This window comes from Aliidiomarina sanyensis (genome assembly GCF_003987175.1).
Classification (GTDB): Bacteria; Pseudomonadota; Gammaproteobacteria; order Enterobacterales; family Alteromonadaceae; genus Aliidiomarina; species Aliidiomarina sanyensis.
This window is the reverse complement of the sequence record NZ_PIPM01000008.1, coordinates 38,559-64,016: the sequence shown is the minus strand read 5'-3', so window position 1 is coordinate 64,016 and position 25,458 is coordinate 38,559. Positions and strand designations below refer to the sequence as shown.

Annotated in this window: 26 protein-coding genes and 5 tRNA genes; 10 read left to right on the top strand and 21 right to left on the bottom strand. The window is 50.3% G+C overall.

Annotation, left to right across the window (positions count from 1 at the left end; translation table 11 throughout):
- Nucleotides 1-61 precede the first annotated feature (61 nt).
- The 7 genes from CWE11_RS08525 to CWE11_RS08495 all read right to left on the bottom strand — a co-directional run bounded on the left by CWE11_RS08525 (nucleotide 62) and on the right by CWE11_RS08495 (nucleotide 6,724).
- The gene (locus tag CWE11_RS08525; RefSeq protein WP_126777197.1) at nucleotides 62-274 is read right to left on the bottom strand and encodes a hypothetical protein; all 213 of its coding nucleotides are present in this window, start codon (nucleotides 272-274) and stop codon (nucleotides 62-64) included.
- A gap of 72 nt (nucleotides 275-346) precedes the next feature.
- Nucleotides 347-1,891 (bottom strand): apolipoprotein N-acyltransferase, encoded by a 1,545-nt coding sequence (gene lnt / locus CWE11_RS08520; protein ID WP_126777196.1) that lies wholly within the window; start codon nucleotides 1,889-1,891, stop codon nucleotides 347-349.
- A gap of 24 nt (nucleotides 1,892-1,915) precedes the next feature.
- Nucleotides 1,916-2,770, bottom strand: coding sequence for a CNNM family magnesium/cobalt transport protein CorC (gene corC, locus CWE11_RS08515; RefSeq protein ID WP_126777195.1), 855 nt, complete (start codon nucleotides 2,768-2,770; stop codon nucleotides 1,916-1,918).
- A gap of 6 nt (nucleotides 2,771-2,776) precedes the next feature.
- Entirely contained in the window at nucleotides 2,777-3,310 is a 534-nt protein-coding gene (ybeY, locus tag CWE11_RS08510; protein WP_241971761.1) for an rRNA maturation RNase YbeY, read from the bottom strand.
- Nucleotides 3,307-4,302, bottom strand: a complete 996-nt coding sequence (locus CWE11_RS08505) for a PhoH family protein (RefSeq protein WP_126777194.1) — start codon at nucleotides 4,300-4,302, stop codon at nucleotides 3,307-3,309. The genes ybeY and CWE11_RS08505 overlap by 4 nt, the downstream gene beginning before the upstream one ends.
- Before the next feature lie 18 nt (nucleotides 4,303-4,320).
- Complete coding sequence (gene miaB / locus CWE11_RS08500) at nucleotides 4,321-5,760, bottom strand: tRNA (N6-isopentenyl adenosine(37)-C2)-methylthiotransferase MiaB (RefSeq protein ID WP_126777193.1); 1,440 nt, start codon at nucleotides 5,758-5,760, stop codon at nucleotides 4,321-4,323.
- A 106-nt stretch (nucleotides 5,761-5,866) separates the two neighbouring features.
- Complete coding sequence (locus tag CWE11_RS08495) at nucleotides 5,867-6,724, bottom strand: DMT family transporter (protein WP_275540961.1); 858 nt, start codon at nucleotides 6,722-6,724, stop codon at nucleotides 5,867-5,869.
- A 161-nt stretch (nucleotides 6,725-6,885) separates the two neighbouring features.
- Here CWE11_RS08495 and CWE11_RS08490 point away from each other — a divergent pair, with 161 nt between their 5' ends.
- Nucleotides 6,886-8,085: an FAD-dependent oxidoreductase gene (locus CWE11_RS08490; protein WP_206750184.1), complete on the top strand. Its 1,200-nt coding sequence runs from the start codon at nucleotides 6,886-6,888 to the stop codon at nucleotides 8,083-8,085.
- A 71-nt stretch (nucleotides 8,086-8,156) separates the two neighbouring features.
- On the opposite strand, the gene CWE11_RS08485 is transcribed toward CWE11_RS08490, so the two are convergent.
- The 7 genes from CWE11_RS08485 to CWE11_RS08455 form a co-directional block, all read right to left on the bottom strand.
- Nucleotides 8,157-8,243 (bottom strand) — tRNA-Leu (locus tag CWE11_RS08485).
- Nucleotides 8,244-8,269: 26 nt separating this feature from the next.
- Nucleotides 8,270-8,344, bottom strand: a tRNA-Gln gene (locus CWE11_RS08480).
- 92 nt (nucleotides 8,345-8,436) lie between these two features.
- A tRNA-Gln gene (locus tag CWE11_RS08475) sits at nucleotides 8,437-8,511 on the bottom strand.
- 48 nt (nucleotides 8,512-8,559) lie between these two features.
- Nucleotides 8,560-8,644, bottom strand: a tRNA-Leu gene (locus CWE11_RS08470).
- 28 nt (nucleotides 8,645-8,672) lie between these two features.
- Nucleotides 8,673-8,749 (bottom strand) — tRNA-Met (locus tag CWE11_RS08465).
- A 164-nt stretch (nucleotides 8,750-8,913) separates the two neighbouring features.
- Entirely contained in the window at nucleotides 8,914-9,582 is a 669-nt protein-coding gene (locus tag CWE11_RS08460) for an SDR family oxidoreductase (RefSeq protein ID WP_126777191.1), read from the bottom strand.
- A gap of 61 nt (nucleotides 9,583-9,643) precedes the next feature.
- The gene (locus CWE11_RS08455) at nucleotides 9,644-11,038 is read right to left on the bottom strand and encodes a class II fumarate hydratase (protein WP_126777190.1); all 1,395 of its coding nucleotides are present in this window, start codon (nucleotides 11,036-11,038) and stop codon (nucleotides 9,644-9,646) included.
- A gap of 233 nt (nucleotides 11,039-11,271) precedes the next feature.
- Here CWE11_RS08455 and CWE11_RS08450 point away from each other — a divergent pair, with 233 nt between their 5' ends.
- Genes CWE11_RS08450 through CWE11_RS08435 form a run of 4 tightly spaced genes read left to right on the top strand, consistent with a single transcriptional unit; the run spans nucleotide 11,272 to nucleotide 15,502 of the window.
- Nucleotides 11,272-11,907 (top strand): cupredoxin domain-containing protein, encoded by a 636-nt coding sequence (locus CWE11_RS08450; RefSeq protein ID WP_126777189.1) that lies wholly within the window; start codon nucleotides 11,272-11,274, stop codon nucleotides 11,905-11,907.
- Complete coding sequence (locus CWE11_RS08445) at nucleotides 11,897-14,221, top strand: putative bifunctional diguanylate cyclase/phosphodiesterase (protein WP_126777188.1); 2,325 nt, start codon at nucleotides 11,897-11,899, stop codon at nucleotides 14,219-14,221. Before CWE11_RS08450 ends, CWE11_RS08445 begins: the two co-directional genes overlap by 11 nt.
- Nucleotides 14,218-15,069: a DUF3034 family protein gene (locus tag CWE11_RS08440; protein ID WP_126777187.1), complete on the top strand. Its 852-nt coding sequence runs from the start codon at nucleotides 14,218-14,220 to the stop codon at nucleotides 15,067-15,069. Before CWE11_RS08445 ends, CWE11_RS08440 begins: the two co-directional genes overlap by 4 nt.
- A gap of 13 nt (nucleotides 15,070-15,082) precedes the next feature.
- Nucleotides 15,083-15,502 carry a group I truncated hemoglobin gene (locus tag CWE11_RS08435; protein WP_126777186.1) on the top strand — a complete coding sequence of 140 codons (420 nt, stop codon included), beginning with the start codon at nucleotides 15,083-15,085 and terminating at the stop codon, nucleotides 15,500-15,502.
- A gap of 78 nt (nucleotides 15,503-15,580) precedes the next feature.
- Here CWE11_RS08435 and ychF read toward each other — a convergent pair whose 3' ends face one another.
- The 3 genes from ychF to CWE11_RS08420 are packed head-to-tail and all read right to left on the bottom strand — an operon-like array spanning nucleotide 15,581 to nucleotide 17,971.
- Complete coding sequence (gene ychF, locus CWE11_RS08430) at nucleotides 15,581-16,672, bottom strand: redox-regulated ATPase YchF (protein WP_126777185.1); 1,092 nt, start codon at nucleotides 16,670-16,672, stop codon at nucleotides 15,581-15,583.
- A 37-nt stretch (nucleotides 16,673-16,709) separates the two neighbouring features.
- Nucleotides 16,710-17,303, bottom strand: a complete 594-nt coding sequence (gene pth, locus CWE11_RS08425; protein ID WP_126777184.1) for an aminoacyl-tRNA hydrolase — start codon at nucleotides 17,301-17,303, stop codon at nucleotides 16,710-16,712.
- 17 nt (nucleotides 17,304-17,320) lie between these two features.
- Complete coding sequence (locus CWE11_RS08420; protein WP_126777183.1) at nucleotides 17,321-17,971, bottom strand: 50S ribosomal protein L25/general stress protein Ctc; 651 nt, start codon at nucleotides 17,969-17,971, stop codon at nucleotides 17,321-17,323.
- A 390-nt stretch (nucleotides 17,972-18,361) separates the two neighbouring features.
- Here CWE11_RS08420 and CWE11_RS08415 point away from each other — a divergent pair, with 390 nt between their 5' ends.
- Together CWE11_RS08415 and CWE11_RS08410 are read left to right on the top strand one after the other, a co-directional pair.
- Nucleotides 18,362-18,748, top strand: a complete 387-nt coding sequence (locus CWE11_RS08415) for a hypothetical protein (protein WP_241971759.1) — start codon at nucleotides 18,362-18,364, stop codon at nucleotides 18,746-18,748.
- A 5-nt stretch (nucleotides 18,749-18,753) separates the two neighbouring features.
- The gene (locus CWE11_RS08410) at nucleotides 18,754-19,230 is read left to right on the top strand and encodes a DUF6644 family protein (protein ID WP_126777182.1); all 477 of its coding nucleotides are present in this window, start codon (nucleotides 18,754-18,756) and stop codon (nucleotides 19,228-19,230) included.
- A gap of 143 nt (nucleotides 19,231-19,373) precedes the next feature.
- Here CWE11_RS08410 and CWE11_RS08405 read toward each other — a convergent pair whose 3' ends face one another.
- Nucleotides 19,374-20,702 (bottom strand): ferredoxin reductase family protein, encoded by a 1,329-nt coding sequence (locus tag CWE11_RS08405; RefSeq protein WP_126777181.1) that lies wholly within the window; start codon nucleotides 20,700-20,702, stop codon nucleotides 19,374-19,376.
- 171 nt (nucleotides 20,703-20,873) lie between these two features.
- Between CWE11_RS08405 and pnuC the strand changes: the two genes are divergently transcribed.
- The 3 genes from pnuC to CWE11_RS08390 all read left to right on the top strand — a co-directional run bounded on the left by pnuC (nucleotide 20,874) and on the right by CWE11_RS08390 (nucleotide 22,685).
- On the top strand, nucleotides 20,874-21,620 hold the full coding sequence (pnuC, locus tag CWE11_RS08400) for a nicotinamide riboside transporter PnuC (RefSeq protein ID WP_126777180.1): 747 nt from the start codon (nucleotides 20,874-20,876) through the stop codon (nucleotides 21,618-21,620).
- Between the two features lie 33 nt (nucleotides 21,621-21,653).
- Nucleotides 21,654-22,025 carry a hypothetical protein gene (locus CWE11_RS08395; RefSeq protein WP_126777179.1) on the top strand — a complete coding sequence of 124 codons (372 nt, stop codon included), beginning with the start codon at nucleotides 21,654-21,656 and terminating at the stop codon, nucleotides 22,023-22,025.
- A 117-nt stretch (nucleotides 22,026-22,142) separates the two neighbouring features.
- Complete coding sequence (locus tag CWE11_RS08390; protein ID WP_126777178.1) at nucleotides 22,143-22,685, top strand: DUF2058 domain-containing protein; 543 nt, start codon at nucleotides 22,143-22,145, stop codon at nucleotides 22,683-22,685.
- Between the two features lie 64 nt (nucleotides 22,686-22,749).
- On the opposite strand, the gene CWE11_RS08385 is transcribed toward CWE11_RS08390, so the two are convergent.
- The 3 genes from CWE11_RS08385 to lolB are packed head-to-tail and all read right to left on the bottom strand — an operon-like array spanning nucleotide 22,750 to nucleotide 25,289.
- Nucleotides 22,750-23,697 (bottom strand): ribose-phosphate pyrophosphokinase, encoded by a 948-nt coding sequence (locus tag CWE11_RS08385; protein ID WP_126777177.1) that lies wholly within the window; start codon nucleotides 23,695-23,697, stop codon nucleotides 22,750-22,752.
- 48 nt (nucleotides 23,698-23,745) lie between these two features.
- Nucleotides 23,746-24,615 (bottom strand): 4-(cytidine 5'-diphospho)-2-C-methyl-D-erythritol kinase, encoded by an 870-nt coding sequence (gene ispE, locus CWE11_RS08380; protein WP_126777176.1) that lies wholly within the window; start codon nucleotides 24,613-24,615, stop codon nucleotides 23,746-23,748.
- Complete coding sequence (lolB, locus tag CWE11_RS08375) at nucleotides 24,612-25,289, bottom strand: lipoprotein insertase outer membrane protein LolB (protein WP_275540960.1); 678 nt, start codon at nucleotides 25,287-25,289, stop codon at nucleotides 24,612-24,614. The genes ispE and lolB overlap by 4 nt, the downstream gene beginning before the upstream one ends.
- Nucleotides 25,290-25,458: the final 169 nt, after the last annotated feature.

Genomic DNA, 25,458 nt, shown 5'->3' with positions numbered 1-25,458 from the left:
TCGCTTTTATCAAAAGTCAAAGGTCCAACAAAGAGGCGTGATACAGCCCTCGGTGCTTTGATTAGCTGGCGTTAAATACCATTGCGAGCACCATCACCAACGCAATGATGACGCCGGCCGCTCCAAAAAACACGTACTCGACTTTATCACGGGCACGCTCTTGTTCGTTCTCTGTGACCGTTGACGGCAAAACCGCACACACAATACTTGCAATTCCGAGGCCTGCAGAGGCCACAAATACGGTGAATAGAATGGCACCAAATATCTCGTTCATGGTTGTTTTCCTATGAGTTGAACTGATTCGGCTGGTCTAGCTCGATAGTGTATAGTTTTTAAGGCTTTTTGACTACGCCTTGCTCGCGTTGCTTCGTGAGATGATTTGCGGCCTGGCACAGAAAAAAAGTAGCAATGAAAGCAACCAAGCGGGGCCTGCACCGAAGCGGCTAAAAAAAGTTGTCCCCGTCACATGCGCGACGTGCGCACTGGCAACCGCGGCTTCAAATTGCGGTACCTGCACGATTCGAACCCCTTGCTCATTGTAGATTCCAGTAATCCCGTTATTTGTGGCGCGAAGCATCGGCCGACCGAGTTCACGAGCACGCATGCGTGCAATTTCCATGTGCTGGTGCGGACCATGTGAGTTACCGAACCATGTGTCGTTACTGATCGTGAGTAACATGTCGGTGCGGGCGTTCACGTTGGCTCGTATTTGCCGGCTAAAGACCACTTCATAACAAATATTCGCTGCGATCATGAGTCCGTTGGCATCGAGATTCTCTTGGATAAACGGTCCTCGTGAAAACGATGACATGGGAAGATCGAACAGCGGGGCCAAGGGTCGCAGTACTTGCTCAAAAGGTACAAACTCACCGATCGGGAGAAGTTGGTGTTTACTGTAGCGATTTGCGTGACCGTAATACCAATGACCACCGGATTGCTCTCCGAGAACAATCATACTGTTAAAGAACTCGCCACTGCGACGATCCATATCAATAATTCCGCTAATAAGCGTCGTTTGATTTTCACGAAGGTACGCATCGAGATCGCTGAGTTGAGGTTGTGCCATAGGCTCGATAAAGGTGATCGCTGACTCTGGCCAAATGATCAAATCATGGTCGAGAAACGGTTCGGTCAAATCCAAGTAGGTGTGAAAGTTAGGCCATTGTTCATCAGGGTTCCATTTCAGCTCTTGCACCACATTCCCTTGGACGAGGGCAACGTGGGTCGTCTCACCGGTAAGTTGCATTGGATTCAACCGATCGGCGCTGACCGCCACAACAAGGCACAGAGCGGGAATAAGCAACCACTCCAACCGTCTACGCAGCCATGTATAGGCGAGTCCAATTGCGCTTGCCCAGAGAATGACCGTAATACCCACTTCACCGATGTGTGGAGCAAAATTTCCGAGTGTCGACCCGGTCTGTGAGTAGCCCAGACCAAGCCAAGGAAATCCGGTGAGAAGCCACCCTCGGAGAAACTCCGTCACAAGCCAAATCAGTGGGAAAAAAAGCAATGCGGCAGCCCGAGCGCGCGCGCGTATTTTTAGCCAAAGTGCGGCTGCGAGTGCGGGGAATAGCGCCAAATAAGCACACAGTAGTGCCATGACAAAAACAGAGAGGAGAAACGGCAAGCCGCCGAACTGATCGATACTGACGTAGACCCAGCTGATGCCCGCAGCGAACCAACCAAAACCGAAGAAAAATCCGTTCCAAAACGCAGGTTTCGGCGCTTGCTCGTGCGCCAACAAAATAAGCCAGCCGGCAAGCAAGATGGGCATAAGCCATGATTGATAAAAAGGTGCATAGGTAAACACCGTGAGTGCACCAAGCAGCATAGCGAGCCCACGACGCCACCGCGGATGAAGAAGCTTTGCTCGAATCAACGTGAGCATCAAATTCTCTCCTCAGCCCAAGCCTTACTCGCTTGGAATCGTGACCTGCAATTGTTGAATACGACGGCGATCAGCAGCGGTGACCTTAAAATGCAACTCGCCCATCGTGACGGTCTCGCCGACCTCGGGTAGATGGCCGAATGTGTGCGCTACGAGTCCCCCGATGGTATCGTACTCATCATCGCCGTATTGGGTGTGAAAATAGTCATTAAAGTCTTCGATGGTGGTTAAAGCCTTCACCAAGAACTTCGAATTACTTACTTTCCGAATATCTGAACGTGATTCCTCGTCGTCCGTTTCATCCTCGATATCACCGACAATTTCTTCTAAGATATCTTCGATTGTCACAAGACCACTCACACCGCCATATTCATCGACCACAACGGCCATATGATAGCGTTTTGATCGAAACTCTTTGAGCAGCGCGTCGACACGCTTACTCTCTGGAACAATCACGGCCGGGCGCATGACTTGCTCAAGAGAAAAGGGTTGCTGTACCAGTCCAAATCCAAATGCAAGTAAGTCTTTTGCGAGCAGGATTCCCTCAATATGGTCTTTATTTTCACTGACGACCGGATAACGAGAGTGTTGAGTTTGAATGACAATGGGAAGGAACTCTTCGACGGTCGCGTCTTTCTCGATGGTGACCATTTGCGAGCGCGGAATCATGATGTCGCGAACTTTTAACTCGGCGACATCAAGCACTCCTTCAATCATTTCTTTCGTATCGAGGTCAATCAGGTCGCGATGCTCCGCGTCCTGAATCATGTCAACAAACTCTTCGCGACTCGTCGGTTCTCCTGTGAACGCTTGAAGAAGTTTTTGCGCCCACGATTTCCTTGAGTTCCCCGAACCGGGCTGGGGTTTGTCATCGCTCATTGACGGTTACTCACTCCTCGAGTCTGGCAAGTGTTGATGCACGTAGGGATTCGGAAGGCCAAGTTCCCCGAGCAATTGTATCTCAAGTGCTTCCATGACCTCGGCTTCATCATCGTTTATATGGTCATAACCTAGCAAATGCAAGGTTCCATGAACAACTAAATGCGTCAGATGTTGGGTAAACGACTTGTTTTGTGCATGTGCCTCATCCGCCACAACCGGAACACAAATAACGATATCTCCGAGCAACGGAACATCAAGCTCAACACCTTCAGGCAACGTGTCTGCAAACGGAAAGGACAGGACATTGGTCGGGCGGTCTTTACCGCGATACTCGCGATTGAGAGCTTGTACTTCTGAAATATCACTAAAGCGGACCGTTAACTCAGCCTCGGCTATTTGTAATGTGGCGAGGGTGTGTTCGACAATCTGCACAATGGCTTCAGCGTTCGCAGCCAGAGGGTCCGATGATGAAGGGCTGCTGTCCGACTCGCGTGCTGGAAGAAGCTCAACGTTTTGGATATCGATGAAGTAGTTCACGAGCGGGTTTGCTCCGCCTCAAATGACTCGTAGGCTTGAACAACCCGCTGGACGACCGGATGCCGCACGACATCTTTGGCTGTGAAGAAGGTAAAGCTGATGCCCTCAACGTCATTCAGGACTTCAATGGCTTGACGCAAACCCGACTTTTGTCCGCGGGGAAGATCGATTTGGGTAATATCCCCGGTGATCACAGCTTTTGAATTAAAGCCAATCCGCGTCAAAAACATTTTCATTTGTTCTTGCGTGGTGTTTTGACTTTCGTCTAAAAGGATAAATGCATCGTTCAAGGTACGACCACGCATGTAGGCGAGGGGCGCAATCTCAATGACATTCCGTTCGATTAGTTTTTCGACTTTTTCAAATCCGAGCATTTCAAACAGAGCGTCGTATAACGGACGTAAGTAGGGATCGACCTTCTGTGCGAGATCACCTGGTAGAAACCCCAGCTTTTCTCCTGCTTCGACTGCAGGGCGTGTGAGCAGGATCCGGCGAATTTCTTGGCGCTCTAACGCGTCGACAGCAGCAGCAACCGCCAGATAGGTTTTTCCGGTTCCCGCAGGACCAACACCAAAATTAATGTCATTGGTCAAGATGGCGCGTACGTATTCTTGTTGATTCCGATTCCGTGGCTTGATGAGCCCACGCTTGGTTTTAATCAACGTCATGGGGTCATCGTCGTCTGGCCCCTCATTTTGTTCCAGTGCACGCGTTTCTTGGATTGCGAGATGAACCTGATTGGGCTCAACGGCTTGCATGCGACCGCGAACCGGCGCCGTTTCGACATACAGGTGTTTCAGGATGTCTTCGGTCGCGCGGACAGGAGCGCCTTGACCGATAATTCGAAAGTGATTGTCTTTGTACACGACCTCAACCCCTAAACGACGCTCAAGATGGCGAATGTTGTCGTCGAAAGGGCCGCACAGGTTTGCCAACCGTTGACTGTTTGCGGGTTCTAAATAGAGGTCGATGGTTTCTACTGATTTACTCAATCGGTCAAGTCTCTCTGCTTAAGATTGCATGGGATCAAACTGACTCACACCCAACGCATCGGGCGTCGGCTCAGGATTCCGTGTCAGAATACTCTTTGGGGCCGTGTCAACACGTAGACCCATTTCGTGCTCTTCACGAATGACGTCGCCCCGAAGTGAATTCGGGAGGGCTTCGGTAATTCGGACATCGACAAATTTTCCGATCATGTCTGGACGCCCCTCAAAGTTCACGACCCGATTATTCTCGGTTCGACCACTCAACTCCATAGGGTTCTTCCGTGAAGGGCCGATGACCAAAATCCGCTGTTCAGTATTGAGCATTTGCCGTGCGTGACGCTGGGCCTGCTGATTAATCCGTTGCTGAAGAAGCTGTAAACGTTCTTTTTTGACGCTCTCAGGAACATCATCCGGTAGATCTGCCGCCGGTGTGCCAGGACGCGCGCTGTAGATAAAGCTAAAGCTCAAATCGAAATCTACGGCTTGTATGAGGTCCATGGTTTGCTCAAAGTCAGCATCGGTTTCACCTGGAAAACCGATAATAAAATCTGACGACATTGCGATGTCAGGGCGAACCTTCCGTAGTTTGCGAATCTGCGATTTGTACTCGAGTGCAGTATGGCCTCGCTTCATGAGCGCAAGGATACGGTCAGAACCGCTTTGCACCGGCAGATGGAGGTGGCTTACAAGCTCTGGAATCGTCGCATAGGCTGCAATGATATCGTCGGTAAACTCAACAGGGTGCGATGTTGTATAGCGAATGCGGTCAATGCCATCGATGGCTGCGATATAGTGGAGCAGTTCGGCAAAGGTACAGAGCGTTCCGTCGTGGCGGTCACCTCGATACGCATTGACGTTTTGACCGAGTAAGTTCACTTCGCGCACCCCTTGGTCCGCAAGTTGTGCGATCTCATAAAGGACGTCATCAAGTGGACGACTGACTTCTTCACCACGGGTGTATGGCACCACGCAGAATGTGCAATATTTACTGCAGCCTTCCATGATGGATACGAACGCGGTAGGTCCTTCGGCTTTCGGATCTGGCAAGCGGTCAAATTTTTCAATTTCTGGAAATGAGATATCAATGACGGACTCTTTGCCTTCACCCAATTCTTTCAGCATTGCAGGTAAGCGGTGGAGCGTCTGAGGACCAAACACGAGATCGACAAAGGGCGCTCGTTCACGGATAGCAGCACCTTCCTGAGAAGCGACACAACCGCCGACACCAATGACTAGATCAGGTTTGTGCTGTTTGAGCTGCTTCCAACGTCCGAGCTGGTGAAACACCTTCTCTTGCGCCTTCTCGCGGATGGAGCAGGTGTTTAGCAAAATCAAATCGGCATCCTCGGCTTCGGCCGCGGACTCATAGCCTAGATGGCTGTGGAGTAAATCTGCCATTTTGCCCGAGTCATACTCGTTCATCTGACAGCCCCAAGTTTTGATATAGACTTTTTTACTCATGCTCTGACTTCGTTTTACCGCGCGTGATCAAGGGCACATATTTTACCCTGTTCCACGCGCACTCGCCACCTTTGTCCCGAATTGAATGTGTGTGTTGGTGGCCTCATCAGGGATTTGTGGTACCGCTTGGCGGGATTTTTATCGCGGGGCTTCGATTTTGCCGTATGGTCAAATAGCCAGCACTCATGATGATTGCTGTTCCCACGAGCATATGAACCGTAAACGCCTCGCCCCAAATTAAGTAACCAATCAATGCAGCAAACAGCACCGAACTATAGGTGAATACGCCAATTTGCGAAGGCGGGGCCATACTAAATGCACGGGTCATGGTGAGTTGACCTAACACGGCAAAAACTCCCATCAACATCACACCCATCCAGAGTTGCCACGAGAGCTGCTGCCAATTGATCAAGACGGGGATCGCAGTCATCACGGTGGCGAAAAAGGAAAAATAAAACACAATTTTACTCGGTGATTCGGTTTTCGATAGCTTTCGGATTACAGTCTTGGCCCAAGCCGCCAAGAATGCTGCGAGAAATGCAAATAACATGACCGCTGGAAATCCGCCTGCAAACGGATTCAAAAAGATCAACACACCTAAAAACCCGAGCGCGATTGCAAACCAGAGGGCAGGGCCGATCCGTTCCTTGAGCCAAAACCAACTAATGACGGGAATGATAAATGGAGCCATAAGCAGTACCAACGTAGCTTTCGCTAATGCCACCTGGGTGATCACGTAGAAAAAGAGGTACATACCCGCGATTCCAGTCACCGCTCGCAACAGGTGTAATTTGAGTTGAGAGGTGCGAAATGCGGTTTGGCGGCGTTTGTATAGCCATGGAAGAAGAACAATCAGTGCAAAAAAATTCCGGAAAAAAACTAGGTGCGTCGCGGGGATATCGGGAGCAAGATATTTCACCATCGCGCTGGTGGCGGCGAAGCAAAGTTCGGCAAAAAGTAGCAGAAGGGAGGCGGCGACTATCGGATTCAGAAAAACTCTCCTTTTTACACGGGTATCTGCTGCGGTCGTGCGCAGAGTTTAGCATGATAGTGATCAATGCAGCGAATGGATCATTGAGGCATAATAGGGCGAGATATAGGTTTTCGAATAGGATTCTTACTGTGGTGCAAAGAACAAAACCCATCGTCATTGTCGGCGGCGGCATGGTTGGTGCAGCGGCAGCACTCGCCCTCGCTGAGTCGGGCTTTTCTGTGGATGTTCTTGAGCCTCAGCCAGAGGCAGAATACCAACCAGAAGAACCCTATGATTTGCGAATTTCTGCGGTAACTGCAGACAACATTGCTCTGCTCGAACGTCTCGGTATTTGGGAGGATTTGCTGCAAGCACGCCATCAAGTATTCCATGAACTTGCGGTAAAAGAGCAGGGTGGTCCGTGGCTCGAGTTTGGTGATGCAAATGGACCTGCACTTGGCTACATGCTAGAAAACCGAGTTTTGCAAAGGGCACTGCAACAACAATGTCGTCGGCATCCGCTCGTCCGTTTTCACAATGAACGTTTTGCAGCGCTTGAACACCAATCAGGTGGTGATAATGGGACAACGGAGTTCGTTGTTCGAACGGCATCCGGAACGGCGATTCCTTATCGCGCACTGTTAGGTGCCGATGGCGCACAATCACCGGTTCGTCATGCGTTGGGGCTGGGAACGAGCGGCCGGACGTATAGGGAACACTGTTTGCTTGCGTTGGTGAAAATGCCCCAACCTGTGCCCGCTCGCACGTGGCAAATTTTTGCAGGAGACGAAGTGCATGCGCTCTTGCCCCTTGCCGAGCACCATGCCTGCCTTATCGTGTATGCAGCCGAGCCTCAATTGAATGGCATTAAGCGTCTGGACTCCGCGGGACAACAAAAAGCACTTGAGCAGCGGTTCGCGAGTGAGATTGGTGAGTTTAAGTTGGTCAAAATGGGCTCATTTCCGTTGCGCCATCAGCAAGTACTCACACCTTGGTCTGGGCAACGCGCGGGCGGCGTAATTGGTGATGCAGCGCATGCGGTCCACCCATTGGCCGGGCAGGGCGTTAATCTTGGTTTTCGGGATGTCCAAGCCATATTTTCAGCGGCGGGATCTGCGAATGATGAGACGATTTCAGATGTCCTCGCTCGCACACTCATGCAGCGGAAATTAGAAAACAATGTAATGGGACACGGGCTTGACGGAATTTCACGGCTCTTTCGCAGCGAGCACCGGGGTATGGTTCGGCTGAGGCGCGCTGCGTTTGCTCTCTTGGCATCAAGCCGAGGGCCAATTCCAGCGCTACGAGGTTGGGTGGGAACCTTTGCCGGCGGACGTTTCACCTCAAAATAAGGAGAAATGGCGTTTCTGCGGCTCAATAAGCACAAAAAAACCGGCGCTTGCCGGTTTTTGTTTTTCTGTATTGGTGCGGAGGGTGGGACTTGAACCCACACGTCCTTTCGGACACTAGCACCTGAAGCTAGCGCGTCTACCAATTCCGCCACCACCGCAATACAGGAAACAGCATGGTTAAAAGTGGCTGGGGTACTAGGACTCGAACCTAGGAATGGCGGGATCAAAACCCGCTGCCTTACCACTTGGCTATACCCCAGCAGATACTTTTATTGCTGAAGTTGTCGATACTTTTCTCTGCCTAGGCTACTCGTAGATGGAGCTCGTTGGCAAGAACAGTCAACAAAAAAATGGCTGGGGTACTAGGATTCGAACCTAGGAATGGCGGGATCAAAACCCGCTGCCTTACCACTTGGCTATACCCCAACAGTTTTTTCGCTCAGTGCAGCAACGCTGCGAGACTTTCGAATTGAGTGGTGCGGAAGGAGAGACTCGAACTCTCACGCCTCGCGGCACTGGAACCTAAATCCAGCGTGTCTACCAATTCCACCACTCCCGCATCTCATATCGAAAGCTTTTTGTATTGATGGTGGCTACGGCGGGATTCGAACCTGCGACCCCATCATTATGAGTGATGTGCTCTAACCAACTGAGCTACGTAGCCGTTTTATCAATACAAATCTGTGCGTTTCAGCGGCGCGTATTATGCGAATCCACTGTTGCGCAGTCAACACCTTTTCGGAAAAAAAGCAGTATTTCCCCGCTGACTGCTCAAAAAAGCGCAGATGTGGTGAAAAGAGCAACAATTCTCGCACAAATCTGCTGTTTTTACCACGGCAAGACTTCGCCGTTGCTATGCCAAAATGAGCCTGAGTTATCGATGTTGAGATCACTGATCCGTTGGCGTAAACGCGATGCCGCGGTCGCTGCACTGATATCGCCGGTGTTGTTCACCATGTCGGTCTGGACATAACCCGGGTGCAGCAGAGCGACAGCAATTGATTTGTCCTTGAGGTCATGAGCAAGAGAGACGCCCGCGGCATTTAGGGCTGCTTTTGACATGCGATATCCGTAATAGCCACCACTGCCGTTATCTTCCATTGAACCCATACGACTGGTGATGAGAGCCACTTTACTGCCTTTCTTAAGGTTGGGAAGCAAGCCAAGGGTAAGCTGAAGCGGGGCAAGTGCATTCACTTCAAATTGCTTCAATATGGCCGGGGCTGGAGCATCATTGATGTTCTCCCGCGTAAGAATTCCGGCATTATTAATCAAAACGTCTATTTTTCGGCCATCGAGAGCCTCGCGAATGCGCGTGACAGCATCCGGTGCAGTCACATCGATGCCATCAAGGATAGTGATTCCACTATGACGCAGAGCGGCCGAGGGCTTGCGACAGACGGCGAAAACGTGAGCTCCTGCATCTGCATATTGTTGTGCGAGCGCAAGTCCAATGCCACGATTTGCGCCAGTAATTAGAATATCAGCTTGTTTCATACATCCCATCCTATTGTTACTCCATCGTTCGGATTCTAAGCGTTTGAGCCACAGAACAAGGTTATGAATCGCGGTTACGCGAACGATGGTTGGTTAGTTTTGCTGGATCCAACAGAGTGGTGAGTTCGGATTCAGAAAGATCGGTTAGTTCCATGGCGACCTCAAGTACAGGTCGTTTTTCCTGATAGGCTTTCTTTGCGATTTCGGCCGCTTTGTTGTAACCAATCACGGGGTTTAAAGCGGTCACAAGAATCGGATTTCGTGCAAGCGCCTCGTTTAATTTTTCCTGATGAACGGTAAATCCGCTAATCGCCTGATCGGCAAGTGCATAAGCAGACGAGGTCATCAACTCAATACTTTGCAAGAAATTGTAAGCAATTAAAGGCAGCATGACATTTAATTGAAAATTACCGCTCTGCCCAGCCAGTGATATGGAGGTGTGGTTACCGAAGACTTGTGCGGATGCCATCGCCACTGCTTCGGGGATTACGGGATTTACTTTGCCCGGCATGATGCTGGATCCTGGCTGTAAGGCGGGTAACTCAATTTCCCCAAGGCCTGCAAGTGGTCCGCTATTCATCCACCGGAGATCGTTCGCGATCTTCATCATAACCGTTGCTAAAGACGTCAACACACCTGACGTTGCAACGGCGATATCTTGCCCGGCGATGCCGACAAACTTGTTGTTGGCCGACGTAAAAGGCATTTCGGTAAAGCGTTGCATCGCGTCACAAAAATGGTGCGCAAAATCAGGGTGAGCATTGACGCCCGTGCCGATAGCGGTCCCGCCTTGCGGTAGACTTAACAGCTGGGGCATCAGCGTTTCTAATCGCTCGCGGGCTTGTTTTAACTGTGCTGCCCACGTCTCCAGTTCTTGCTCGAACGTTAAAGGCATTGCGTCCATTAAATGGGTGCGACCTGTTTTTACGATGCCGTTGAGCTGCTGTGCTTTTTCTTGAATCGTCTGCTCAAGGTGTTTGAGTGCGGGGAACAATTTTCGATGTAAGCGACGCGCTGCGCTTACTTGAATGGCGGTGGGGATCACGTCGTTACTACTTTGCCCATGGTTTACATGGTCGTTTGGATGGACCTCCAGGCCGCTTTGTTTGGCCGCAAGCGTTGCGAGCACTTCATTCACATTCATGTTGGTACTGGTGCCAGAGCCGGTTTGGAACACATCGACTGGAAATTGATTTTGCCAACGGCCTTCAAAGACTTCGAGGGCTGCTTGCATGATTGCATCCGCTCGACGTCTGTCGAGTTGACCGAGTGCTTCGTTCGCCTCTGCGGCACAATATTTAATCAGAGCCACTGCGCGGATGAAAGCGAATGGAAGCTGTAAGTCACTGAGCTGAAAGTTATCGATCGCCCGTTGAGTTTGTGCCCCAAACAGTGCGTCTTCGGGAACGTTTACGGTGCCCATGCTATCTTTCTCAACGCGATACCCTTTTGCCATGATAGTCGTCCCTTTGTTCGTCGGTTTCCTCAAGCTTTCGCTGGACTCGCCGATTACCCGATGAAGTTAGATGCTTTATTTCATGAACCTTGTATGATGAAACTATAACAATCAGAACCGTTGCGATAAAGCAATCGCGCAGAACAGGATACGTACGCATGCACCTGAGTCACTCACGGACTCCATTGCGAGCTCGTCACCAGGGTCTTACGATTCTTTTGTGGTGTTGCTTAATGCTAGGATTATGTCTTGCGAGCTCCCTGAGCGCACTCGCAAGTTCAATGCGTGTTACCGATGGAAACGGGGACGCGCTGCCGGATGTGGTTATTTTTGGTATCTCAGAGCAAGCCGATGTATCTGCGGATACGGGTGAGGCGTCGCAAATCCATATTATGGACCAAATTGAACGGCAGTTTTCACCTCAGTTGCTCGTGATTCGCCCGGGGGATTCGGTAACCTTTCCCAACAGCGATAGTATTCGCCATCATGTGTATTCCTTTTCGGAAGTTCGTCCTTTTGAGTTTCAACTTTTTGCTCGCGGTGAAGCGCCGAAAATAGACTTTCCTGAGGTTGGTTTTGTTACCGTGGGATGCAACATTCATGATGACATGATTGGCCATATTATTGTGAGTGATGTGGGCCAAACGTACCGTTCGATAGAGAACGGGCGGGTTGAAGGGATCACTTTGCAACCTCAGCTTGCATGGTACTTTTGGCATCCGTGGATGAGTGCTGCGGGGTATGGCCCGCTCCTTGTTGCAGAGCACCTCGAGGACGATGTTTTGACTGTGCCGGTGACACGCCCCCCGGAACGGGAGGCGTCTCGGCTTGAGCAACGCTTCCGGCGGAGGTTGCAACATGACCATTAGCTATCAACAGCGCTTGGTCATTTTATTGGCGGGCTTAGTCGCCGTGACGCTGGTTACTGTCATCTCCGCAACCCTTTGGTCAACCGAAGTGAGTGTGCTACGAAATTCCGATCGAGAGCTTGAAGTCAGTGAACGGGTATTCTCGCAGCTTCTTGAGCTTCGTGAGCAGCAGCTTCGACAGGGAGCCGGGATTCTTGCAGACGACTTTGGCTTTCGCCAAGCAATAGCCAGTGCCGACGATGACACAATTATTTCTGCATTGGTAAATCACGGTCAACGCATCGAGGCCGAACTGATGACAGTGTTGAGCCCCGAAGGCGATATCCTCGTGTCATCTCATGATGTGGATTTTACCGCGGAACAGATGGTTGGTCGGTGGTCGGAACGTGCATCCGGAATTCTCCGCGCCGAGGGCGAGTTATTTCAGGCTGTGGTGGTTCCGGTTCGGGCGCCGAATGTGATTGCTTATGTGCTTTTTGGGTTCGCAGTTGATTCGGAGCTGGCGCGCGAACTCGAGAGCCTTACCATGAGTCATGTCAGTTTTGTTTACGCCCCAGGGAATTCAGAACAGATTGTGATTACGTCAAAAAACGAGATGATGGAGCGTGATTTAACACAATTTTTGACACATCAGTCGACTCAACTCTCCGATTGGCAAGATCAATTCCAGCTCAATACTCGTTGGCTTCCCATGACCCAGTTTGGTCAGTCGAACGAGGCCGACTCAGCACTTTACGTCTTGTTGGCGTCTTCGCTGGAAGATGCTCAGGCACCGTTTACACTTTTAAAACGCTCGCTCTGGCTGATTGCTGGCGTTACGCTGATTGCCGCCATTTCCATTGCGATTCTTTTAGGTCGGCAGGTGACGCAGCCACTTCGTGAGCTCACACGGATCGCGGCGCGGATCCGCTCTGGACACTATGCGGAGCCCATTGCAATAAAGCGAACGGATGAGCTTGGTGAACTTGCACAGGGCTTCAACAAAATGCAGTCCGCAATTGCTGAGCGTGAAGCGAAAATATCCCACCAGCTCACCCACGATGAACTCACAAGGCTTCCGAATGCTTTAAGTTTGAAACAAGCAGTCGACGCATGGTGCTCTGAGAAGAAATCATTCACATTGGTGCTGGTGAACTGTCAGAATTTTCGTCAACTAAACAGTATGTATGGCCCATCGATTTGCGATCGCATGTTAGTCGCTTTGAGTGAACGGGTTGCCAAGGAGATGTCCTCTCAGGAATCCTTGTACCGTTTGCAAGGCGATGAATTTGTTCTCCTAATCGAGGATGGCGAGTCTTCGCGCGACGCGTGTTTTGTTCGGGTACTCGAAGCCTTCAATCGTGGAGTACGACTCGGTACCGTGCATTATGCACTCCGCTTTAACGCAGGCCGAACGCATGCGCCAGGGGACGCTAAAGATTTTGATGGATTGATCCGCAACGCTCAGTTCGCACGGGCCTCTGCACATCGCGCCAAACAAGCTTACGGTGACTACCGTGAGGGGATGGAACTCCGCGCGATGCGTGCACTGGCAATATCCAATGCATTGCCAACTGCTATTTCGAACAATGAGCTGAGTCTTGTTTTCCAACCTAAAGTCGATGCAAAAACCCGTCATTGTCTGGGGGTTGAGGCGCTGTTACGTTGGCAAAGTGAGGATTTGGGGTGGGTGGGACCGGATGAATTTATTCCGATTGCAGAACAATCCGACCTCATCCACGAGTTGACCCAATGGGTTTGTCGCACAGCCTTGGAAACGATTGCCGTTTGGCGTTCTCAGGGGGTGCAAACATCACTTTCCGTCAATTTTTCAGCCAGCGACCTGTTAGAAAGTGAGGTCATTGTTGCGCTGCACGATGTGATCACGCGCCTTGGCGTTCCGTCAGATGCCTTTGTGATCGAAGTGACCGAGAACGCAATGATTGAGCAATCGGAGCGGGTAAGCGACGTATTAACCGAACTGCGGGCTCTTGGCTTTGGAATCTCAATTGACGATTATGGAACGGGATTCAGTTCTTTGCTGCAGTTGCGAAGCTTGCATGCCACTGAATTGAAGGTCGATCGAAGCTTTGTGATGAATTTAGAACACAACCCTGCCGATCAAACGATCGTTCACTCAACCATTGAAATGGCGCATCGCTTGGGTCTTTCTGTCGTGGCTGAAGGCGTGGAGAGTGAGGCGGCTGCGCGGCTATTAAGTGATTGGGGATGTGACACCTTACAGGGTTACTTCTTTAGCAAGCCGCGTGGAGCGGATGAGTTTTTAACATGGTATCAGGCGCACGAAGAACGACATAAGGATAGCAATCTATGAAGACACGATGGGTCGTGATGGTTGGAGCAATTGCTTGTGTTGCATCGATTTTTGCGTTTCCAGCCCAAGCAAGTGGTGGCAGACTTTTGGCGACTGGTGGTGTGACCACAATAGAGGGTAGTGCTGGCGGCGGGCTGGTCCCCTGGGCGGTCATTTCCGGTTACACCGAGGACGAGCAATGGGGCGGGACAGCAACGCTGAGCCGGGCGCAGGTCGATGATTATCGCTTGGATGTTACAGGTGTTTCGGTGAGCTACGGAAATCGCTTTGAGGTGTCGTTTGCGCGTCAAATGTTTAATCTTGAGAATCTTGGGGCTGAACTGAGGCAAGATATTCTTGGCGCAAAGTATCGTCTCACCGGCGATTTAATTTATGGCGCGATGCCACAGATCAGCGTGGGAACCCAATACAAACGGAACACCCAGTATGCAATCCCTGAAGCGGTAGGCTCTGCTCGAGACGCTGATTGGGATGTATACCTTGCAGTGAGTCGTGTGTGGCTTGCCGGTCCGTTTGATCGGACCTGGCTAGCGAATGGTACGGTCCGTGCCACACGCGCCAATCAAGGGGGATTGCTTGGGTTTGGTGGTGATACCCGTGACCAGCATGAACTTCAGGCTGAACTAGCATTGGGAATGTTTGTAAACCGAGCATTGGCAGTCGGGGTGGAGTATCGTCAAAAGCCCGATAACTTAAGTTTTGCTCACGAAGATGATTGGACCTCGGCATGGGTTGCTTGGTTTCCATCGAAACAAGTCGCGCTCGTTGGGGCCTATGTTGATTTGGGCAGTATTGCTGGAGAATCAGGCCAGCGCGGCTATTACCTGAGTATCCAAGCGTCATTTTGACGAGGAGTTCTATATGAATTGTTTTAAACTCGGATTGCTGGCGTTGCTATTCGCATTCTCTACGGTCAATGCTCAGGAGCGTTCTCTTTATCATGATCTCGGAGAAACTGCGGGTATTGAGCAATTAATGGAAGATATGCTGATTTACTCCCTTGAGGATCCGCGGATTCGACATCACTTTGAAAATGTCGATATGATTCGTTTGCACGAGAAACTCGTGGAGCAAATCTGTGAAATTTCAGGCGGTGATTGTGTCTATAGCGGAGATGATATGGTGACATCCCATACGGGCATGAATCTCACCAACACAGACTTTAACGCCCTAGTCGAGGCATTGCAGCGCGCTATGGATGATTCGAATGTATCCGTTCGTGCGCAGAACCGCTTACTCTCGTTACTCGCGGCAATGCACGGTGAGGTAGTCGGGCACTAAGCGTGATCGAATCGGACGCAAGCAAATAAAAAAGCTCGCGGATTGCCAGCGAGCTTTTGTGTATGTTCCAACCGTTAATTAAACGTTAAAGCGGAAGTGAATAACATCGCCATCTTTTACGATGTACTCTTTTCCTTCAAGGCGCCATTTGCCCGCATCTTTGGCGCCTTGTTCACCCTTGCAGGTGACATAATCTTCGTATCCGATGACTTCAGCACGAATAAAGCCTTTTTCAAAATCCGTATGGATTCGGCCAGCAGCTTGCGGTGCGGTTGATTTCTTCTTGATAGTCCATGCGCGCACTTCTTTGACGCCAGCCGTGAAGTAGGTATGTAAATTAAGAAGTTCATACCCGGCACGAATTACACGGTTGAGTCCCGGCTCTTCAAGGCCCATCGTATCAAGAAACTCAGCTTTATCTTCATCTTCAAGCTCGGCAATTTCCGACTCGATTGCTGCACACACAGGAACGACAATCGCGTTTTCGGTCGCCGCTAAGTCGATCACCGCTTGCAAATGCGGATTGTTGTCAAATCCATCTTCGCTCACATTGCAGATGTACATCGTGGGCTTAAGCGTCAGAAGATTGAACGAACGAATGGTTTTACGCTCGTCATCTGACAGCTCGACACTTCGCGCCATGTGGCCTTCAGACAATGCAGGGAGTAATTTTTCGAGGACAATCATCTCTTCTTTGGCCTGCTTCTCGCCCCCTTTGGCTTTTTTACCGAGGCGATGAATCGCTTTCTCGACGGAATCGAGATCTGCGAGTGCTAATTCGGTGTTAATGGTATCGATGTCTTCGAGGGGATTCACGCGACCTGCGACGTGAACGATGTTCTCATCTTCAAAGCAACGAACCACATGGCCAATGGCATCGGTTTCGCGGATATTGGCTAAGAACTGGTTTCCAAGGCCTTCACCTTTGGATGCGCCTTTCACCAATCCTGCGATATCCACAAATTCCATTGTGGTGGGAATGACTTTTTGCGGATTTACGATCGCTGAAAGTACATCGAGACGCGTATCCGGTACGGCAACCACACCTGTATTTGGTTCAATTGTGCAAAAAGGAAAGTTTGCTGCATCAATACCTGCTTTGGTTAATGCATTAAACAAGGTTGATTTACCAACGTTGGGCAAGCCAACAATTCCGCATTTAAATCCCATGATTGCTGTCCACTTAATCTGTGTTTAAAAAGGTCGCTTATTGACCTGCTTTGAACGAGTGAAGGTACTGCTTCGCAGGTACCCAGCCTTGTTGCATTGCAATTTCGACCGCTCGAAGCGCCTCATGCACCGCATCCTCAATCAGGCGTTGCTGATCGCTTGGTGCTTTACCCAGCACATAACCCGTCACTTGCGAGCTATGGCCTGGATGGCCAATACCGATCCGTAGTCGATGAAAATTCACATTGTTTCCGAGTGCTCGCGCAATATCTTTCAGGCCGTTGTGTCCACCGTGTCCTCCCCCTTGTTTGAACTTTGCGACACCGGGTGGGAGGTCAAGCTCATCATGCACAACGAGGATTTGCTCCGGCGTGATTTTGAAAAAGCTCGCCATAGCACCCACGGACTGACCACTCCGATTCATAAATGTCATCGGCATGAGTAGGCGTGTTTCGGCGTAGGGAGGGGGAAGGCGGGTTGTGGTCCCAAAATATTTTGCGTCAGGACTCAAAGTCGCTTTAAATTGCGCTGCGAGCGCTTCAATAAACCAGAACCCGGCATTGTGCCGGGTTGCGGAATATTCGGGGCCCGGATTTCCCAGGCCCACGATAAGGCGAATGTCTGCTGACATCAGAGAAACCTAAATGATTACTCTTCGTCTTTCTTTTCATTCGCAGCTTCAGGAGCTTCAGGAGCTTCTGGCGCTTCGTCTTCAACTTTCTCTGCTTTTGGCTTGCTCACGGTCACGAGGACTGGATCGTGGTCTGCACCACGCGTCAGCTCGACAAAAGTTACACCTTTCGGCGCTTCGATCTGGCTCAAGTGAATGTTGTCACCAATCTCTAAACCTGACACGTCAACTTCGATGAACTCAGGCAGGTCTTTCGGCAAACAGGTGATTTCGATATCGTTCAACTGGTGAACAACAACACCACCGGCTTTCTTAACCGCTTCTTCACCAAGGAAGTGCACAGGAACATTCGTGTGCAGCTCTTCTTTCGCGCTGACGCGCTGGAAGTCTAAGTGGGTGATTTTTGGCTTGTATGGGTGGCGCTGAACGTCTTTCAAGATAGCTTGTTGCTTCTTGCCACCAATGTGCAGGGTCAGAATGTGGCTGAAGAAGCCTTCATGATCTGCAGCGTTGATGATTTTGTCATGATCCAGTGTCAATGACAGTGCATCTTCCTTTCCACCGTATAAAATGGCAGGAATTTTTCCTTCGTGACGCAGGCGGCGGCTCGCACCTTTACCTAAGTCAGTCCGGATTTCAGCTTTGAATTCGTAATTAGGTTGACTCATTACTTAAATCTCCGAAGATTAATGGACCGTTTCCCGCGACCAAGAAGCGGCGCTAAACCCTGTTTTCAGGGGCGGCGCATAATATCACCATCATCTACACGAAACAAGCCTTCATCGCCTGTTTTACTCGGGTTCTCCTTCCTCGTACGCTGGGTTAAACAACGGGCTGAGCATACCCGCTAAGGTAGGGCGTCCATGCGTTTATACAAGCTGCTTTTTGAGGAGGTTGTGTAATTTTACCGCAAAATTTAGGTGATTCTCCGTGTTTCACACAAGCGGAACTGGCGAGACGAGCAGGGTTTCTTATACTTCAAAGCGATCGAGTCGGCGTTTACGACACGTATAAAGACATACTTTCGTGTGGAATCTTTATTAAGGAAGGACAGATAGATGCTAAATAATCATATCAAGACCATGGTGGTTGGTGTGGTAGCCACTTTAGTGTTCTGGGCTGCGACTGCGGCAGCCCATCATGGCTGGAACTGGGCTGAAGAAGAGCAAACGGAAATGACTGGGACGATTACCGAGATCTATATCGGCCCTCCACATCCTCGGTTGATGATCGACACCCCCGATGGACCATGGCAGGTGGATCTTGGTAACCCGCGTCAAACGCGAGATGCAGGATTCGTGGACGGTGTTGCTGAGGTGGGTGATGAAGTTCTTATTCGTGGCCATCGCCATCTTGACGAAGACGAAAAGTTGATCAAAGCCGTTCGCGCAACAATTAACGGGACGGATTACACCTTCTATCCTCATCTTCTGCAGGAAGATTAATCGGAATGCTGTCGGCACTGTTACTCAGTGTCGGCGATACCGCGCTGGCGAGCTTTATGCGTCAGTCGGCAATCGCTTATCCTATTGTTAGCTCAGCCCATATTATTGGGCTGGGCTTTCTTATTGGCGCGATAGCACTCCTCGATCTTCGAATCCTCGGCATGGTGCAGCGGGCTCACATAGTTGATCTAGCGCGGTTATGCAGTCGCTTCGCCGCCATTGGGCTGTGCCTTGCTTTCGTCAGTGGCGTGATGCTCTTCAGTGTGCAGCCTACGACCTATCTCAATAACAGTGCATTTCTGCTGAAGATCGCGCTAATCGGCATTGGATTAATGAATGTCGCCATCGTGCATCGACTTCCTCAATGGAGCACTTTATTGGAAACTGGTGCCATCTCGCCTGTTCTCAGAGTGACGGCGTTTACATCCATTATGATTTGGCTCGCCACCATCGTTGCAGGGCGCTGGATTGCCTTTGTTTAACGGATATTCACCACCGCAAAACCCACCACGTCAAGCCGATAGCTAAAAGCAGCAAAATAAGTGCGATGCCATAAGCAACCCTACGTGCGACGATATGAATCATAACTAGCTCCGTTTTGCGAATGTGGTTATCCATTAATAAATCAAACGAACTCGAATCGCTCGGAATGAATATTTTTGATTGGGATGCCTCGGCTCCGTAGCGCTTTTTCTACAACGTCCATCAGAGGTGTTGGACCACAAATGTAGTAGTCACTCCCTTTCGGCCATGTGTCAAAATGGCGATTCATAAATTCTTCGTCGATCCGACCGGTCTCACCATCCCAGCCTGTAGGTGGATTCTCAAGCACATGAATAACCTCTAAATTCAGGCTTCGTTCGAGATCGTTGATCTCATCTAGAAACAGAATCGAGTCGCGATCTATGTTGGCGTAAATCAACGTCATACGGGCGAAGTTATTTTCAGACTTGCATGCTTTGAGAATGCTGAGGATAGGCGTAATTCCGATGCCGCCAGCAAAAAATATTGCGGGCTGAGTCGTTTCGGGATCTCGTGTGAGGACACCATAAGGCCCCTCGATCCAGACAGGAGTACCTCGTCTTTCCTCAGATAGCGAATTCGTAAAGTCTCCCTGATGTTGTGCGGTAATTTGCAACCATTCGGGGTTATTTGGATCAGAGTGCAGTGAGAACGGATGCTGTTGTAAAGAAAAAGGCGAATTTCCTACGGTAAACCAGGCATATTGGCCGGGTTTAAAGGCGAGTCCATTGTGACCTACTGCCGAGAGCGTCAGTTGACTTGAGGGGCCGGGAACTGTTTGATTGTCCGCGATTATCCAACGGCGTCTTCGCATCCGAAGGGGGCGAAAGATGCGTGTTTCAAGCACGAAGCCGAGGCACAGTGTGACAAACAGAATGAGTGAGCCCTGCACCAACGGATTCCCAGTGAAGTAATTCACCAACAGTGCATGCGACAGGGCCGCAAGAATAAGGGTGAAGGCTAATACACTGTGAATAATCCGCCACCATTCGTACTGTAGGCCGAGCTGAACGCGCCACAAGGACGTGACAATGAGGACCGTAACAGCGGCGAGCATGAAATATAAACCCAGTGCTCGGAGTGGTTCATTGGAGACGGACAGATAGTCGATCAATGTCGAATCACCGAGAAAAATTAGAATGGGATGGGCAAGAATGAGTAACCACGCGAAAAGACCCATTTGTCGATGGAACTGCAAGAGATTGTCTTGCCCAGCACCCTCTGCGAACCAAGCGTGTCGGCCCGATACAATGCACTGCAGACCGAGTACACCTAAGCCGAGCAATCCACATGCGACCCCTATCTCAAACGACATAGAACGACTCTCTAGTGGATACTTCGCACGCATCCCCCAAGTAATCAGTAAAGGGAGCAGAGCGAGCACAATGTAAATGGCAGTCCATGCAATCAGCTTCCTCGGCTTCATCTTCATATGCTATCTGACTCCTAGTCGTTGGCTCCATTTGTGAACACATAAATTGGTCCGCTGTCAGGTCAAAGATAGCAAAGGGTGTCACGGAGCGAAAACTGTGTAGGCGTTCCCTCGTTCGCCACAATCTCTTATATTTGGAATCAACTTGATATAACGACTTCTAGGGCAAATATGCGAATTCAGGTGCTCGATAAAATTATTGGTGAATGGCAACGTCCGTGGGCTCTCGTTTGGTTTTTTTGTGGTGCTGCTGCGTTAGGCAGTGGTTTTTGGTGGGGAACGGAGCGGACCACGCTTGATATGCTGATGTTATGTGTCGCCTTGATTGGACTCATCTGTGTCGTTGCATTGGCTTTTCGCCGAAATCTAACAGGAAACGGTCTTGGGCTCGCAGCGAATATGGGTGAGTCCATCGTACAAGGACGCGTGGGGGCGACTGGTTTAGTGCTAGCGCCACTTTTTTATTTTCTTACGCACCTGTATGGCTTGGTCACGTGGCGGAAACATCAGGACCGTGAGGGAAATATGCGCCCGCGCTCAGCAAATACATCGGTCTGGTGGGTCACGGCGGGCTTTATTTTTCTTGGGCTCGCGATTTTTCCATGGCTCAATGCGCAATTGCAGACGTACAGTTTCCTCGAGAGCAGCACGGATGTGGCGCTTCACTTTCTTGGTTGGGACCTGTCCTGGTATCAAATTAACGTCGTTGCTTTCGTCCTTGGGGTCACCGCGCAGACTACGATGATTTTGCGTTATTCTTTTAGTTGGCTCCTTTGGATCGCTGTAAACTTTGTATGGCTTGCGGTGAACCTTGCGAATCAAAACTATATTTTTGCGATTCAGACCATGGTCTACCAGGTGAATGCATTTATTGGTTTGTATGGATGGTGGCGTAGTAGTCGTGGGGACTTGCTATAGTATGAAGATAATTGGTTCATTTCGGAGTGTGATATGGAATTTGCAATCATCCTGTTTGGGTTATTTTTGATCACCGTCGGTGGTTTAATTCTGCTGAAGCCAAGCAGTATTTTTGGTTTGCTACGTGCCCATGCCCGTTCCTTTTGGATGCATGCTGTTGCGGCTTCCGTGCGTATATTGCTCGGTTTATTACTGCTGCAGGTGGCAGGCCAGTCTCAGTTTCCGCTCGCGTTACAAATTATCGGATGGATCTCATTGATCGCGGGGGTGACTGTAGCCCTGATGGGACGTGCCCGATTTATCGCATTGATGGGCTGGGCGAATGACATTTTGCCCCGTCATGCGATGCTGTTTGGGGGGATTGCCGTTGTGTTTGGGATCTTTCTTACTTACGCAATGATGTAGTGGTTCTTGCTTTGATGTGCGATCGCTTTTCCCAAACCAAACGAGCTGTTACTCTTCTTTTTACGTTCGTTTATACACGTTATTCCCAAGCTGAATTTTTTTAGGACGATACAACGCATGAAGAATGCATTACAGGAGCAACTCCTCAAGGCGGGGTTAGCCGATGCTAAGAAGTTAAAATCCTTGAATAAAGAGAAACATCGCGCGAAAAAACAGGCGGGTAAAAAACATGTGGTTGTGAATGAGGCGACGCGGCTCGCTGAAGAGAAACGTCAACAGCAGATTGCCCGCGATCAGGCATTGAATCAGCAGCGGAAAGTGGAATCCGAGCAACGGGCGATCGCTGCACAAGTAAAACAACTCATTGATGTGAATCGGGTGTCAGGCGAAGGGGATATAACCTTCAACTTCGCTGATGGCGCCATTGTGAAGCGTATTTATGTGACGCAAAAGCACCACAACGAAATATCACGCGGTCAGCTTGCTATCGTTCGTGATCAAAAGGCATACGCGCTTGTGCCAGCCCAAGTAGCAGAAAAGATTCAACAGCGAATGCCGGACGTGGTGGTCCTTTTGAATACTGAAGCAGAGCATTCTGACTCGCCCACCGAAGACGATCCCTACGCAGATTATCAAATTCCCGACGACCTTATGTGGTAACAAAAAAGGGCGTCTGTATCAAGACGCCCTTTCTTTCGGTTTAACCGCATCGTAGCAATTGCGGTTAATACTCAAACATCGCTGAAATAGACTCTTCATTGCTAACACGCCGCAGCGCTTCAGACAACATACCACTGAGACTGAGTTGCGTGACAATCTCAAGTTCTTTCATTTCTGGTTTTAGGGGAATGGAGTCGGTGACAATGACTTGATCGATGGCTGAGTTGCGGAGGTTTTCAACGGCGTTGCCGGAGAAGACAGGGTGCGTTGCGTAGGCGAAAACGCGCTTTGCTCCGTTTTTCTTCAACGCCTCGGCAGCTTTGCAGAGCGTGCCTCCGGTATCGATCATATCGTCAACCATCACACAATCACGACCATTTACATCACCAATGATATGCATTACTTGCGATTCATTGGCTTTTGGCCGCCGTTTATCGATGATGGCAAGGTCCGCATCATTCATCAGTTTAGCCATGGCTCGGGCGCGAACGACACCTCCAATATCTGGGGATACCATGACAGGCGATTCGAATGTTTGTTGCTTCATATGCTCAAGAAGCACGGGGCTGCCGAATACATTGTCAACAGGAACATCAAAGAACCCTTGAATCTGCTCTGCGTGTAAGTCTACCGTCAGGACGCGGTCTACACCCACACTGGAAAGGAAGTCTGCGACTACCTTGGCGGTGATCGGCACACGGGCTGAACGGACCCGTCGATCTTGGCGAGCGTAACCGAAGTATGGAATAACCGCGGTGATTCGTCCTGCGGAAGCACGACGTAAAGCATCAACCATGACGATCAATTCCATCAAATTGTCGTTGGTGGGTGCGCAGGTAGATTGGATGATAAAGACGTCAGAGCCGCGAACATTTTCGTTGATTTGAACGCTAATTTCGCCGTCGCTGAAGCGGCCTACATCAGCTTCACCAAGCTTGATGTAGAGGCGATCAGCGATCTTGCGGGCGAGCTCGGGTGTTGCGTTGCCAGCAAAGAGCTTCATGTCAGGCACAGTAAACCTCGACCAGTTTGAATTGTGTGAGAGTGGGTACGACGGATATCACGCTCCCGTGCTCGCTTCCGTCAACGCGGCTAGTGCCACATGTGCAGGTGAGCGATTGACGCCACGGGCGAGAAACCCCCGAAATGTACTCGGTAAAGCGTGCAGTGCTTGTCTCGCCTCATTTTCCGAAGAAAAACAGGTAAATAGACATGCTCCGGTCCCCGTCAGTCTGGACGGACCGTATTTTAGCAACCACTCACGTGCCGTGGCAACCTGTGGATAGAGAGAGCAGACCAAAGACTCACAGTCGTTATGGTGTATTTGCCAATCGGTTATCGGATCGTTGGCAGTTAACTTAGGGGTGTTTCGAGGGAGCTCTGGGTGCGAGAACACAGCCGCGGTGCTGATATGCACCCCTGGATGAACCAGTAGATACCAATTTTCAGGGGGCGTCACAGGCGTTAGCTTTTCTCCGACACCCTGCGCAAAACTGGCAGCTCCGTAAACAAAAATTGGCACGTCGGCACCCAACTTCAAGCCAAGGATCGCGAGCTGCTCAAGGGATAAATTCAACTCCCACAGGTAATTGAGCGCGAGCAATGTCGTTGCCGCGTCTGACGATCCTCCACCTACGCCACCTCCCATCGGAAGGTTCTTTTCGATCTCGATCTGGATACCACGGGCATCTGAACGGTATGGCGCAAGCAGTTGAGCTGCGCGAAATACCAAATGGTCTTGCAGCGCTACGCCGGGAAGACTTGGTGAGACCCGAATCACATCCTCCGCGACTAATTGAAAGTGCAGTTGGTCCGCGAGCGTTAAAAACTGAAACAAGGTTTCGAGCTCATGATAGCCGTCTTTCCGACGGCCTGTAATGTGGAGAAATAAATTCAGCTTCGCCGGAGCAGGCAGCGTCAAGCGAGTCATTGTGTCCGAACCTCACGCCACTGGCTGATGCTCAAGCGAACTCTCAAGGGGTATTGACTCGCTTCGATCAAGTGCGGCAAGACAAATGAACGACCGTCATGCACCACAACTCGGTAGTCACTCAGATGGACCTGCCATACTTGAGGATCCCAATCGAAGACGGTTGCATCGGCGGTATAGCGGGCCAGCGTTCCATCCTCGTACCATTCACGATTTACGGTTGGAAGAGCGGGCTCAAGCCCAGTAATGCCCTCGGTTAGCAATCGAAAAGGAATTGCCATGCCCGTGTGTTGGTAAAGCAGTGCATCGATATTTTCAGCATGAAAGGGTTCGCCTTGCTGATTTGTGAATGTACTTCCGCTGCTATCCTGCTCTAACCGAGCTAAGGTACCACGCAGCGGGTGATAAAGCCGGAACGTGGTCTCTGCAGGGTTGGATTGTTGGCGCCAAGTATAACGTGCTGCATCCCTTTGTTGGTCTGCGTCGTTAAAGAATGCAACATTACCTTGGATATTCCAAAAGTGGATTTGGGCGAGCCAAGCTTGATGACGCGCATGTTCGGGCGGCTCGGCGGTCGCTGTTGGCGGGGGAGTAATCGTACAACCACTCATGCCAAGTAGACTTACCAGCACCAGTATGAATCGGGAGAAATACCTCTGGGACGTTTGCGTCATGAAAACTAGCCTCTCATATCCTTGGCTTGGCAAAGCCAATGGGATGGAATGACCGTATTGTTCATCATGTCGGTTCGGATTGCCAGTTTGTCGTTGCGCCATTGCTTTCATTAAAACGGCGCATCGCATACAATACGGCCTCGGTATTTCCGTCGGTGCATGGCCGCAT

What these genes read in the sequence shown, in the direction of transcription:
- CWE11_RS08405 (WP_126777181.1), bottom strand. Translation starts at nt 20,702, where the DNA reads ATGAAGATGAAGCCGAGGAAGCTGATTGCATGGACTGCCATTTACATT.
- corC (WP_126777195.1), bottom strand. Translation starts at nt 2,770, where the DNA reads ATGAGCGATGACAAACCCCAGCCCGGTTCGGGGAACTCAAGGAAATCG.
- CWE11_RS08390 (WP_126777178.1), top strand. Translation starts at nt 22,143, where the DNA reads ATGAAGAATGCATTACAGGAGCAACTCCTCAAGGCGGGGTTAGCCGAT.
- CWE11_RS08445 (WP_126777188.1), top strand. Translation starts at nt 11,897, where the DNA reads ATGACCATTAGCTATCAACAGCGCTTGGTCATTTTATTGGCGGGCTTA.
- CWE11_RS08450 (WP_126777189.1), top strand. Translation starts at nt 11,272, where the DNA reads ATGCTAGGATTATGTCTTGCGAGCTCCCTGAGCGCACTCGCAAGTTCA.
- pnuC (WP_126777180.1), top strand. Translation starts at nt 20,874, where the DNA reads ATGCGAATTCAGGTGCTCGATAAAATTATTGGTGAATGGCAACGTCCG.
- ispE (WP_126777176.1), bottom strand. Translation starts at nt 24,615, where the DNA reads ATGACTCGCTTGACGCTGCCTGCTCCGGCGAAGCTGAATTTATTTCTC.
- CWE11_RS08395 (WP_126777179.1), top strand. Translation starts at nt 21,654, where the DNA reads ATGGAATTTGCAATCATCCTGTTTGGGTTATTTTTGATCACCGTCGGT.
- CWE11_RS08435 (WP_126777186.1), top strand. Translation starts at nt 15,083, where the DNA reads ATGAATTGTTTTAAACTCGGATTGCTGGCGTTGCTATTCGCATTCTCT.
- CWE11_RS08455 (WP_126777190.1), bottom strand. Translation starts at nt 11,038, where the DNA reads ATGGCAAAAGGGTATCGCGTTGAGAAAGATAGCATGGGCACCGTAAAC.
- CWE11_RS08415 (WP_241971759.1), top strand. Translation starts at nt 18,362, where the DNA reads ATGCTAAATAATCATATCAAGACCATGGTGGTTGGTGTGGTAGCCACT.
- CWE11_RS08525 (WP_126777197.1), bottom strand. Translation starts at nt 274, where the DNA reads ATGAACGAGATATTTGGTGCCATTCTATTCACCGTATTTGTGGCCTCT.
- CWE11_RS08460 (WP_126777191.1), bottom strand. Translation starts at nt 9,582, where the DNA reads ATGAAACAAGCTGATATTCTAATTACTGGCGCAAATCGTGGCATTGGA.
- CWE11_RS08410 (WP_126777182.1), top strand. Translation starts at nt 18,754, where the DNA reads ATGCTGTCGGCACTGTTACTCAGTGTCGGCGATACCGCGCTGGCGAGC.
- pth (WP_126777184.1), bottom strand. Translation starts at nt 17,303, where the DNA reads ATGTCAGCAGACATTCGCCTTATCGTGGGCCTGGGAAATCCGGGCCCC.
- miaB (WP_126777193.1), bottom strand. Translation starts at nt 5,760, where the DNA reads ATGAGTAAAAAAGTCTATATCAAAACTTGGGGCTGTCAGATGAACGAG.
- ychF (WP_126777185.1), bottom strand. Translation starts at nt 16,672, where the DNA reads ATGGGATTTAAATGCGGAATTGTTGGCTTGCCCAACGTTGGTAAATCA.
- CWE11_RS08420 (WP_126777183.1), bottom strand. Translation starts at nt 17,971, where the DNA reads ATGAGTCAACCTAATTACGAATTCAAAGCTGAAATCCGGACTGACTTA.
- lolB (WP_275540960.1), bottom strand. Translation starts at nt 25,289, where the DNA reads ATGACGCAAACGTCCCAGAGGTATTTCTCCCGATTCATACTGGTGCTG.
- CWE11_RS08440 (WP_126777187.1), top strand. Translation starts at nt 14,218, where the DNA reads ATGAAGACACGATGGGTCGTGATGGTTGGAGCAATTGCTTGTGTTGCA.
- lnt (WP_126777196.1), bottom strand. Translation starts at nt 1,891, where the DNA reads ATGCTCACGTTGATTCGAGCAAAGCTTCTTCATCCGCGGTGGCGTCGT.